Genomic DNA, 12210 nt, shown 5'->3' on the forward strand with positions numbered 1-12210 from the left:
ATGCGCAATCAACCCAAACATCATCCCTCTCCTGCTCAAAAAGAGAAGTTTGCCCTTTTAAATACGCTGGTTAAATCCGTAGCAGGCTTAATAGGTATAGTAGTTCTGCTAGCGGGGCTGGTAGTTTTGCTAGTTTTTCAGCCGGAGATTTCGGCCTTTCTGAACTCAGATACTTCAGTTGAAGCTAGTACTCTGCCTACAGAAGAGTCTGCAGATTCCATCGTTCAACTGATCGATGGAAAAGATGCTGATTCTGGCCTTATTGCCAGCGAAGGATATGAAATCGTGAAAGGAAATTGCACTGCTTGCCACTCCAGCGCGCTGATCTTGCAGAGTGGTTTTAGCCGTGAGGTTTGGCACGAAAAAATCGTATGGATGCAAGAGACGCAGGGACTTTGGGATTTGGGGGAAAATGAGTCATTAATTCTCGATTACCTGGCGGAGAATTATGGACCTAAAGAATCTTACGGCCGTAGAAAGCCCCTTACTGGGATTGATTGGTATGAGCTGAAGGAGTAGAAGAAGGTTGGTGAAGCCTGACTGATGAGCGATGAAAATTGTCGGATGACCGATGCTCGTTATTTTTGAAACTAGTGAATACCAGATTTAGTGTAAGTAGAGATAAGTGTGAAAACTTTTCTTTCATGGTTTCTTTGCGGTGAAAAAAAATCAGAAGTTGTTTCTGTTAAGTGAATTGATTAACCTCATTTGCTAGTGCAGCCCTCTTTATCGATCGTATAGGACAGGTTGATAATTTTCCAATTCCCCTCTGCCTTCACCAAAGTAAACACATCCACTCCACAGTGAGAGAAGTCTCCATTCATCCTGAACTCATACGGCACCCAAGCCATGGCCATTTCCTTATGGATTTTCACTTCCATAGATTTAGCAGTTTCTAAGTAAGAATTCTTGGAAGTAAAGGATTTCAGATCGTCCCTGAAAAACCGCATGCGACGTCTGGCTGGACTGACGGTATGGTTTACTGTCCAGATCTGACCTTCCATAAAAGCTACCTCCTGAAGCAGTAGGGTATCCTGTTTCTCTAAGGATTCGAAAAATCGATTGACGACATGTTCAACTGCGGCAATTTCCTGCTGATTTGTTTCCTGCGAAAAGCTGTTAAAGCTGATCACGAACAAGAGGAGTATTAAATTTATTTTCATGGGTTCGGAAGGAATCATACTACTTATCGCTAAAATAGTCAATCATCCGTCATACAACAATCCTTAAACTTTTCCCCACTTCTACAGGGACAGGGATCATTTCTCCCTATACTTCGCTTCAGCGTATTGTCACCAGATTGACTTGCTGCCAAATCGTTTTGAAATACTGAAGACAGCACGGCGTACAAGTCTGGATGTTTTTCTTTGAAAAGCTGCGGTCGCTGAAAAAAATACTCGCTAGCCACCGCCAAAAATTCCTGCTTATTCGTAGCGCCATAGACATTGATATCACTCTCGCCAGCCATCATCTCCTTCGTGTTCTCAGAGATCAAATGCAGCCAAGGAAGCACTGCCTGATTCTTCATGATCACATGAGGAATTCCATCGATCTCCCCGTCCTGCTTGTCAAACAAATGGACAAACTCATGAATCCCCACGTTCATCTTACCACTGGCATTGTCAAACCCCTGATGCAAGGCGGGTTTGGAAAATAACACCACATGGTGCATCACTCCTCCACTACCTACCATCCCTGAGATAGTTCGGTCTTTATCTTGAAAATCATATTTCTCATCAAACGTATCTGGATACAGAAGAACCTCATGCAGACTCGAATATTCCCACTCTGGAAAAGCAATAACAGGTATCACCGCACTGCTCGCCACCAACAATCGATCTTCCTCATCCACAGTCGTTTTCACTCCCGTGATCCGCACGCGCTCCAGAAATCGCAGAATCCCTTCTTCAAAAACTGCTTTATCCTCTTCGCTTAGAGAAGCGTAGAAATTCACCTCCTGAAGTAAGTACAATCTCCACTTTTCTGGAAAAAGGGCTGGGACTTGGAGCCCACTTTTGATTCCTTTTGGACGAAAAAGTAAATACAGAATAAGGGCTATGAATAAACCAACTAGGATGTTGATGATCAAAGGAATGTGAGTTAGAATGGAGAGTGAGGGAGATTTTACTTTAAAATCCTATAGTTAATTATCAGCTTTCTGTGAAGAATTAGGGTTCTCCAGTCCACAAAGAACAGGCAGAAAAGCAAGAACAATCCCAGAAGGAGACTAAGAATAGATTGCCAAGAAAGTGCATTCTCGAGAATACTTTGGGCATTAGTTACAGCATAGGCCCCAGCAAAAATAGCAAGGGTGTCACTGGTGAATTTACCAACAAGAAAGGCAGGGATAATGTAAATAGGGTTGAGTTTGGAAATCCCCGCGCCCAAAAACAGGGGCGTAGTGGGAAGGGGAAGTAGAGAATAAGAAAGCACGATCAACTGTCCAGCCCATTTGTTTTTTTTCATTTTTTCACCCAGAATCTGGATGTCATTATTTTTGGATTCTTTCAGGTACTTATCTGCAAGAACAGGAGCATAGAGCAGCAGGATGTACCTACCCAGCACGGAACCGGCTACGCCGATGATGATGACCCACCACTCATTTAGCTTAAATACGATCTGCAAAAAAACCATGATCGTAAAAGCCGGCGGAAAGGGAAATGGTACGATGTCAAATAATAGCGCACCGAGAAAAACTAAGAGATATTGCCACCACATGATTTACAGGTTTTTGATGTAAGATAGATTTTTCCCCATTGGATTGTAGTTCATGTTTGACAAGTGGCAACCTCTATTCATGTTAGGTTTATTCTTTAACTAATTAGGCGAGGCAATTCAAGTGGGGAACCAACAAATCTTTTATCAGAATTTAAGCTATAGAGTAAATCGACTTTGAGACCAGTTCGCTCACCGCTCTTCGGACTTCTGTGCGGTTGGGCAAGGGAAATTTGGTTGCTGGCAAGATTGCGTATAATCATAGAAGCTATTTAAAGATTATGATTATCCGCTATTCTACCAGTAAGGTGGAATAAGCAATGTAGCAAGTGTTAAACTTAAGAATTGAGGCCACTTCGGTCATCGGTCTTCCAACCAGATAAGCAAGGAATTTAAGGTGACTGGCAAGATTGCGGATAATCATATTAAAGATTTTCATCTTTCAAATAAGAAAACCGCACAGAGTCCGGCCCAAAAAAATCAATCTGAAAAGGTCCACTTATCCCTATATACCTACCTGGACCTTCAAAAACCGGATAGTTATAAAAGGTGTCGTCCATATAATACACAAGGCTTACTTCATTTTCATAGTCATTTTCGAGATTATGCCTAATGGCTATTCCTCGAAATACCAATGCGGCCTCCGCGTATGGAGCCAGAACAGCTAGCTCAGTGATACTTCCCCGCCCATAAAGGTCAATATTCTTAATAGGCTTAGAGGTATGATTTTTAAACACAACTTTCAGTCCTTCGCTCGTACTTCTGACTATCTCAAAACCCAGATAAAGCATGAAAGCAGCTACTAGCACAGTTAGAATTCGTAAAGACGACTTCTCTGCTCCGCGAAGAAAGCCATAAGATCTGAAGTTGAAAATTACCAATACAATCAGCGCGATGAAAAGTACAGGTAGAAATACAAAATTGGCAAAGAGGATAATATAAAAACCCCAAATCGCGATGTTGGAGTAATCTATCCTGATCACAACCAATAAAATAGCCAAGGACAGAAAAGCAGAAGCTAGTGCTATGTTAAAAACCTTAGCAGCTATTTTTTCAGTTTTTTGATTCATTGGTAACTATGCTGCTTTAAAAATTCTCATTCGATCGACACATAACTTTCTTGAACAGTACCCCCCCATTCGCTTCAGCTGACGCATTCAAACTGCACTCAACTCATGCAATCGGCTGTTGAACAGATCGTGAAGAGACTTTCCTGAATGAATTATTGAGCAAGAGGTAGTAAACCAACCCAAAGAGTGACACAATAATCATCATAAAAATGTCCGTCACATAGCTATTCACACCACCGCCTTTAGAACCAAACGTGAGTAATAGTATGGATATGAAGAACGTCGCAATCATTGTGAAAATGAATAACCTGAAAGAAATAACCCAAGCCAGCGCAAAATACCTTTTGAAAAAGTCCTTTCTATCTCCTTCTGAATTTGTCTTAAATATCAAGTAAGATCCCCAGATCGTGATCCCAACTACGATCGCCACTTCCAAGACTGTTAATAAACTATAGGAAGTGTTGATATACATCGAAAGAGCTCCCATGATAGAGAAGGCCAAGAAGTACTCAAATCCATCCTGCTCTGAGAGTTTATCTTCGATGATTTTTCGTTCAAGTTCTTGTAGGTTAAACCAGATCATAGTTTTTCATTTAAGGTTCTAATTCATCTCCGCCTCTCGATATTCCACACCCTCTCTAAATCTACTATAAACCTTTAAAAAACTAATTTTTTTGGAACAAAAAAAATCCTCCACTAGCTCAAATTTTACTCATCCAATTAAAGCTTTGAAAGAAATCTTGAATCGTACCTACGGATTAAATGGAATGCGCATTCAGCATTTCTCCATCAGAAACCCGTTTCAAAGCCGTTCTGGTTTTGCCTTGCTCATCCACTTCACAGACGCGGTAACTTGGAAATGGATTGCCCCAACTTCCTCCGAAATGCCCTGACCAGAAGTATGGCTTTTTCTGATTCCACATCAGGCCATCTACGTCATGATCATGCCCGTGAAAAGTAGCTTTCACATTCGTATAGCGTGCAATGAGATCCAGTACTTCCTGACAATCTATCCCATGCCTAGTCCAATCTCGCTGAGAAATATGAATAAAAACAAACACCTGCTCCAGTGTTTGCATTTCTTCCAACGCTGATCGCAAAAAATCCTGATCCACACAGAGGTAATCGCCTGCCTCATTGGAGGAATTGAGAAGTATCATACCGAATTGATCTTTGACGGTAAAAAATGTATTGGAAGCTTGTCCCCAGATCTCAAGCCATTTGTCCTCAGATACTCTATCGTGATTTCCCTTTACCACATAATACGGCAAGGGGAGCAACCGGTCATAGACTTTCTTCACCTCAGGCATCAACAAAGGGTCATCGTGAATGAGATCTCCGTTGAATACCACCAGGTCCACATCAGACTCGCGCTTGATGGCTTCGATCAGATTTTGATGGGAAGTTATATAATCTGTTTCCGGCTGGCCAAAATGCCCATCAGAAGCCGTAATGAACTTGAATACAGGCTGAAAGGCTGTTTCGTACTCAACTTTGCTTAGTGAGCTAGAGAAACCTGCAACAGGAAATGCCACCAATCCGCTTCCTAGCAGGGTTAGATTTTTAAGAAAAGGACGTCTGTTCATGGGGAAAAGGGGTTGGGAGGAGGTTTATGTTGGAAGTGAAAATACTGATAAACTCAGGTTTAACCCTACTACTCTTTGAAATCAGAGATGACACAATTCACTGATTCATCAATCTCAAAACTTCATTCACCACGATCTTCCCTCCTACAGGCGACCAGTGCGTATCGTCATAGTAGTAAATATCTTTTTGTTCACCCATTTTTTCGGAGAAGATCCGGTAGGTGTCCACATTGACGTAAGCCTTATCTGCTCCTTCGTAGGTAGCGAAAAAGGTCGGGGTCTCAAACTTGGATTGATCTGCTACGAAAGGGTAATACAGATCAAACTTATCCGGACTGACCAACACAATTAATTCAACATCTAGTTGCGCAAGCATCTCGCTTAATTGGCCAATGGCGTCGATACTAGACAGGGTTTTCAGAGAATCATTTTTTGCTCCCATTTTCTGTAGATCATGTTTGTAAAATAGAAGTTGGTCTGGCGAATTTGAAAACAGATCCCTTCTTGTCGTTTTGACCTGATGGGTATTAGAGAAAATGGGTTTGTCTGTGTAGGAAAACTGAAAATTATTCAGCGGCATTTTGAGCGTAGCGTCAGAAAAAAACTGGAGGTCATAGTTAGGCGATGAACTCTTATGCTTCTCTATTTTCTCTGTCAACGCATTCAAATCCATCTTCGCAGCAAAGTCAAGACTAGTTGCTCTAGTATTAAAGTCACGCTCTATTGACTGGACTACGACAAACTCGGGTTTTATATGGTCAAAAAAACCAGAGTTCACCAAAGAAACCAAGGTCTGAATTGGATTGCTGCCAGAGATAAATCTATCCACATGCAATACAGAAGTACCCGTAGCAGCTAGGTAGTTTTTCCACCCTAATTTACCCTGTTCTGAAAAAGAATCTCCAATAGTCATCACATCAAATTTCTCCTTGGAGGACAATCCGATCTCCGATAGTAGCGTGTATTGCTTTGGAATAACATACAGACTATCGATGACACTCCTCGGCGAGGGATTGGTATAGAAATACCCCATTCGAGCCAGATCTCCCTCCGCTCCTCTTTGGCTATAGTTGATCACATTGAATAGATATAACCCGAAAAATGGAAGGACAAAAACACATGTAGTTGTTATAAACTTCTTCATCACTCAAAATTGAAAGTAAATAAACTGCTGCTCATTCTGTCCAAACCAAAAGAGGAGAATTATGATGCCGAAATATAGCGCTCGACGTATAGGTCGCTTCCATTGCAAACCCAATGTTTCGATAGCATACTGATCTTCACGCCCCCTCCACTCGACCAACATGAATAAAATCACCAGAATAAATAACCTAAATGCGCGTCCACTTCCTTCAAAATCCGGAACAGTGAACAAACTGCCGGAGAAAATCTCAGCGATATAACTTACCGCATGTCCCATAGAATTAGCCCTGAAAAATATCCAGGCAAAAACGGTTAACCCAAAGGTGAGAAGTATGGAAGAGATTTCCTTAAGGCTGGGAAAAAACCTCCCCTGCGCTATTTCATCCAGGTTATTCCTGTTTTTATTCCTTAGCAAAAGAGGCAGAAAATAAACAGCATTCAGTGCGCCCCAGACTATAAAAGTCCAATTGGCTCCATGCCAAAACCCACTCACAATGAAAATAATAAAGGTATTTCGAACTTTCATCCAGGTACCACCATGACTTCCTCCGAGAGGAATATAGACGTAATCTCTAAACCATGTGGACAGTGAAATATGCCAGCGTCGCCAAAATTCTGCCATATCTCTGGAGAAGTATGGGAAAGCAAAGTTCTGCTTCAAATCAAACCCAAATAAACGGGAAGTCCCAATCGCAATATCTGAGTACCCGGAGAAGTCACCATAGATCTGAAAAGTGAAAAATATCGCTCCAATAACCAGTGTACTACCTCTGTAATCATCAGAATTATTGAAGATCAAATTGGCAAACTCTGCGCAATTGTCCGCTATGACGATCTTCTTGAACAAACCCCAGAGTATTTGGCGCATGCCATCCACTGCTTTCAGATAATCAAATTTCCGCTCTTTGAAAAACTGAGGTAAGAGATTCGTCGCTCTTTCGATGGGCCCTGCCACCAATTGTGGAAAGAAACTCACGAAAGCCAGAAATGCAATGAAATCCTTTGTAGGAGTTAACTTTTTTCGGTACACATCTATCGTGTAGCTTAAGGTTTGGAACGTGTAAAAACTGATTCCAACGGGAAGGATGATGTTGAGAGAATTCGCTTGAATAGCATACCCAAAAAATGAAAAAGCTCCCATAAAATTATCGAGGAAGAAATTGTAGTATTTGAAAAAACCAAGGAAACCAAGGTTCACCAAAATACTTACCCAAAGCAAAATCTTTCGTGTGGTCGGACTTTCCTCTGCGCTGAGTTTTCTACCAATCAAATAATCTACCACCGCACTGAACAAGATCAGTGATAGAAACCTCCAATCCCACCAGCCATAAAAAATCAAACTTGCAGCGACGATTAAAAAATTCTGCAGTTGCAGGTTTCTGTTTACCACAAACCAATAGAGAACAAAAACTATCGGTAAGAAAACGGCAAAGTCTATGGAATTAAAAAGCATTTAGTACTTAGAATGAAGGGAAATGGGGAGGTTAATTTCTTTTGATTTCAAGAAACAAGTTTAAGGAATTCTCCGCAAGTTCTGACTATTCTGGCTTTGGCCCTTTTGAGGATATTGTTCTCACCAAACTAGGAAACCAACGCTGCATCCAAAGTAAAACTTTGCCATGGGCGGTAAAAACATACGTTCTTTTTCGCTTCATTATAGCCTTCACCATCACTTTCGCAGCTTTATCGGTAGGCCACATCAGATTTGCCGGTCGTGGATCTGGACGGTTTGGATGCCATAGGCCTTCATTATCAACTCTGGCAATCTCCGAAACTACAAACCCCGGATGTATGGTGGTGCAACTCACACCAGTACCTTTCAGCTCAACTTGCAGTGTCAATCCTATCGAATGAACGGCGGCTTTCGAAGCGCCATAGGCTCCTACATGTGGGTTGGGAATAAAAGCTGCTACACTGCCAACTAAACCAATTCTACCTTGCGTTTGCTTCAAATGTGGCAGGGCGTATTTTACAGTCAAGGCTAAACCGGTCACATTTCCTTGCATTTGCCTGCTCCAATCTTTCGCTGTCAAGGTTTCCATACTTCCAAAAACGCCAAATCCGGCATTTGCCACAGCAATATCAAGACGACCCCATGTGCTTATAAGTTGCTGAACAGCCTCTTCAATAGATTTTTCTTCTAGAATATCAACTGGAATAACCAAAGCTTCTCCACCCGACTTTCTTATCTCAAGAGCTATCTCTTCCAGCAATTCCTGACGCCTGGCAGAAAGCACCACTTTATACCCCAAGCATGCCCATTCCAAGGCCATAGCTTTGCCAATACCAGACGAAGCGCCTGTTATCCAAACAACGTTTTGCTTTAAGTTTTTCATGGAAAAAATGAGTTAGACTGAATTAATTTTAAAAAGGGTAAAAATTTGTGGTTAAGCAACTTACTGAATTCGAATCAAATACCTGTTGACCACCCTTAAATTTTGATGGAGATAAAAATTTTAAAGCCAAGAAGAACTCCCGCTTTTGGGTTGGTGCTTTCTAAGCTCTACTATTTTCTGACCGTCAAGTTTATATAAGGTAACATATTGCGCGTGTTTAATTTGAAATTCCACTAATCGCTACAAGCAACTCCCTCTCTTCCCTCTAAACCTACTAAACTTTTTCAATTACTTAATCAGCCTCGATTCGACTTAAACCAACTTTATCCGACAGCAAACGAATACTATCGAATACAAACGACTAGCTACCGACTTAGCGCAGAACGATTTCCCAACTTTGGATCATAAGTTTTACCTCTGGCGAAACATCAAACAAATTTTCTAACCAAAACAACTAACATCATGAATGCGCTAAGAAACAAAGTACAGCTAATCGGTCACCTAGGAGCTAAAGTAGAATTGAAAACCCTAGAAAGTGGCAAGGTCGTAGGCAACGTCAACCTCGCGACCAACGAAGTTTACAAAAACCAAAAGGGTGAGCGTATCACCGAAACTACCTGGCACAGGCTCGTCATCTGGGGCAAGAACGCAGAGATCCTAGACAAATACACAGACAAAGGATCTGAGATCGCCGTCGAAGGCAAAATCAGCAATCGGGATTATACCGATAAGGATGGCGTGAAGCGCTTCATCACCGAGATAGTAGTCAACGAAATCCTTCTCATGGGTGAGAAAACTGCCAAGATGAAAGAGGAAGCCGATCTTCCTTTTTAAGGAATCCATAGATCTTAAATACTAAGAAGGTTGGGAGCGTTAAAGTTGCCAACCTTTTTTCTTTTTATACCTCAGAAATCCTTTGCGTAAATACCCAATACTGTAGGTTTGTTTTCCGGTTTTTTGAAACGTACTTAAAGATTCCATACCACAAACCCTCAATATGAACCGCCAACTCTTTCTTACGCTAGTACTTTTACAGGTTTCACTTTTCGTCTTTGCCCAAACAAAAAAATCCCCCGCGGACTTGGTGAATCCCCACGTGGATAGTAAAAACTCCCGTTGGTTCTTTTTCAACTCGGCCACCAGACCATTCGGAATGGTGAACCTCAGCCCTGACACCGATACTGGAGGAGCTTGGGGATCTGGGTACAGGTATGAAAGCGACTCCATCAAAGGTCTCAGCCACGTACATGCTTGGCAACTTTCGGCACTTTCCGTTCTTCCAGTTTCTGGAATTGACTTGGAGACAAACACAGATTTCGGCTCGCCTTTTTCCCATGATTCAGAAATAGTTCAGCCAGGGTATCACAAGTTGATGCTGGATAGGTATGACATCAAAGTAGAACTCACCTCCACGATGCGGGTGGGTTTTCACCGCTATACTTTTCCAAAAAATGGAGCTCAGCAAGTCATGATCCGATTGGGAGGAATGCTGGGCCCCTCTGAAATCACCGATGGAGAAATCATCCAATTAGACAAAAACACGCTACAAGGATACCTAATCAATAGCAAAACGATTAGACGTCCTTTTGACACTCAGGTGTTTTATGCAATCAAACTCAATAGATCAATCACAGGAATTGAAGGCTGGTCGGAAGCCGGAGTTAATGCTACCCTTTCCGAAATCAAAGGCAAAAACTCTGGTGCTCTACTGACTTTTGACGATTCTCAAGAGGAGCTACTAATGAAAGTGGGAATCTCATACGTGAGTGCAGAGCAAGCTATGCTTAATCTGAAAACAGAATTGGCGCATTGGGATTTCAACCAAATTCAATCGGAGTCCTTCGAGGAATGGAACAGCTACCTCGGCAGAATACAGGTAGAAGGGGCTACTGAGAAAGCACATAGACGTTTTTATACCGATTTGTTCCATGCGCTACAAGGCAGAAGAACAATCTCAGACGTCAATGGCAAATACGCCGATATGACTAGCGGAACACTTGTGGCAAAGCAAATCCCTCTCGATAATGCTGGCAAACCCAAGTTTAGGCATTTCAATTCTGATTCTTTTTGGGGCGCTCAGTGGACGATCAATACCCTTTGGCACCTGGTCTATCCCGAGATCACAGAGGAATTTGTCAATTCTATGTTGCGCTACTATGTAGATGGGGGTCTGATCCCGAGAGGACCTTCCGGTGGAAATTACACTTATGTGATGACGGGCGCGTCGAGTACGCCTTTTATCGTAAGTGCGTACCAAAAAGGAATTCGTGGGTTTGACGTGCAGCTGGCTTATGAGGGTTTGAAAAAAAATCACAGGCCAGGCGGAATCATGGAAAAAGCAGGCTACGAGCACAGAACTTCCAAAGGAGGCGGTTTATCCTACTACCTCGAAAATGGCTATGTTCCTTGGCCAAATCCAGAAGGTCAGCGCTTCGGTTTTCATCAGGGTGGGCCAAGTTTGACGATGGATTATGCCTATCAGGATTGGACACTCGCGCAACTGGCAAAAGCCTTAGGCGATGAGCCAACAGCACAGGAGTTTCTCACTCGTTCGACCTACTACAAAAACACCTTTGATACAGAAACAGGCTGGATGCGTCCTAAAACTGTAAATGGAGAATGGAAAACCCCCTTCGATGCCTATGAATATGGCGCTGGATTCAATGAGGCAAACGCAAGTCAAAACACCTGGTTTGTACCACATGATCTGGAAGGCCTGGCAGAACTCATGGGTGGCAGAGAGAAGGCAGTGGCAAAATTGAACGCTTCATTTGAAGAGGCTTCAAAACTTGGCTTCACCTCTGGCACTTCTCACTCTCAGGAAACCCATCCCGAATACCGCAGAATTCCAGTCAATTATGGCAACCAGCCTTCTATCCAGACCGCTTTTGTTTTCCATAAGTTGGGACGTCCGGATCTGACCCAATACTGGTCCCGCGCGGTGATAAAAAGTGTTTATTCTGATCTCAGTCCAGAAAATGGCTACAATGGGGATGAAGATCAAGGATTGATGGGAAGCTTGGCGGTGTTGATGAAGATTGGTTTGTTCCAAATGAACGGCGGCACGGAAATCGATCCAGCTTATGAAATCAGCAGCCCAATTTTTGACAAAATCACTATTTCCTTGAATCCCTACTATTATCCTGGAAAGGAATTCATCATCAAAACCGAGGGAAATAGCCCGACAAGTGTCTATGTGAAATCAGCGACCTGGAAAAATCAAAACTTAGGCAACCTGGAACTGTCCCATTCACAGATTACAGGTGGTGGAGAGTTGAGATTAGAAATGAGTGAAAAGCCTTGACCACTCTGACTTCTATATCCCTACGTGGTTTAAAAAAACTCCCGAAGCCGATTTGG

General features: G+C 42.4%; 12 protein-coding genes. 3 read left to right on the top strand and 9 right to left on the bottom strand.

The features are described from left to right. Positions 1-519: a hypothetical protein gene (locus ABJH64_RS12920; RefSeq protein WP_348273966.1), complete on the top strand. Its 519-nt coding sequence runs from the start codon at positions 1-3 to the stop codon at positions 517-519. A gap of 185 nt (positions 520-704) precedes the next feature. On the opposite strand, the gene ABJH64_RS12925 is transcribed toward ABJH64_RS12920, so the two are convergent. The 9 genes from ABJH64_RS12925 to ABJH64_RS12965 all read right to left on the bottom strand — a co-directional run bounded on the left by ABJH64_RS12925 (position 705) and on the right by ABJH64_RS12965 (position 8850). Next, a complete protein-coding gene (locus tag ABJH64_RS12925) occupies positions 705-1163 on the bottom strand; it encodes a nuclear transport factor 2 family protein (RefSeq protein ID WP_348273965.1) in 459 nt (152 codons plus the stop codon). Between the two features lie 38 nt (positions 1164-1201). Then, complete coding sequence (locus tag ABJH64_RS12930) at positions 1202-2089, bottom strand: zinc-dependent peptidase (protein WP_348273964.1); 888 nt, start codon at positions 2087-2089, stop codon at positions 1202-1204. 35 nt (positions 2090-2124) lie between these two features. Beyond that, on the bottom strand, positions 2125-2718 hold the full coding sequence (locus ABJH64_RS12935) for a hypothetical protein (protein ID WP_348273963.1): 594 nt from the start codon (positions 2716-2718) through the stop codon (positions 2125-2127). Between the two features lie 422 nt (positions 2719-3140). Further along, positions 3141-3785: a hypothetical protein gene (locus ABJH64_RS12940; protein ID WP_348273962.1), complete on the bottom strand. Its 645-nt coding sequence runs from the start codon at positions 3783-3785 to the stop codon at positions 3141-3143. 103 nt (positions 3786-3888) lie between these two features. Further along, on the bottom strand, positions 3889-4368 hold the full coding sequence (locus ABJH64_RS12945) for a hypothetical protein (RefSeq protein WP_348273961.1): 480 nt from the start codon (positions 4366-4368) through the stop codon (positions 3889-3891). A gap of 175 nt (positions 4369-4543) precedes the next feature. Further along, entirely contained in the window at positions 4544-5371 is an 828-nt protein-coding gene (locus ABJH64_RS12950) for a metallophosphoesterase (protein ID WP_348273960.1), read from the bottom strand. A 97-nt stretch (positions 5372-5468) separates the two neighbouring features. After that, the gene (locus ABJH64_RS12955; RefSeq protein WP_348273959.1) at positions 5469-6515 is read right to left on the bottom strand and encodes a hypothetical protein; all 1047 of its coding nucleotides are present in this window, start codon (positions 6513-6515) and stop codon (positions 5469-5471) included. A 3-nt stretch (positions 6516-6518) separates the two neighbouring features. Next, positions 6519-7967, bottom strand: coding sequence for an MBOAT family O-acyltransferase (locus ABJH64_RS12960; protein ID WP_348273958.1), 1449 nt, complete (start codon positions 7965-7967; stop codon positions 6519-6521). 85 nt (positions 7968-8052) lie between these two features. Continuing rightward, entirely contained in the window at positions 8053-8850 is a 798-nt protein-coding gene (locus ABJH64_RS12965) for an SDR family NAD(P)-dependent oxidoreductase (protein WP_348273957.1), read from the bottom strand. Between the two features lie 462 nt (positions 8851-9312). Between ABJH64_RS12965 and ssb the strand changes: the two genes are divergently transcribed. Next, complete coding sequence (gene ssb, locus ABJH64_RS12970; RefSeq protein ID WP_348273956.1) at positions 9313-9684, top strand: single-stranded DNA-binding protein; 372 nt, start codon at positions 9313-9315, stop codon at positions 9682-9684. A gap of 163 nt (positions 9685-9847) precedes the next feature. Then, on the top strand, positions 9848-12154 hold the full coding sequence (locus ABJH64_RS12975) for a GH92 family glycosyl hydrolase (RefSeq protein ID WP_348273955.1): 2307 nt from the start codon (positions 9848-9850) through the stop codon (positions 12152-12154). Positions 12155-12210 lie beyond the last annotated feature (56 nt).

This window comes from Algoriphagus sp. (assembly GCF_039969895.1).
Classification (GTDB): Bacteria; Bacteroidota; Bacteroidia; order Cytophagales; family Cyclobacteriaceae; genus Algoriphagus.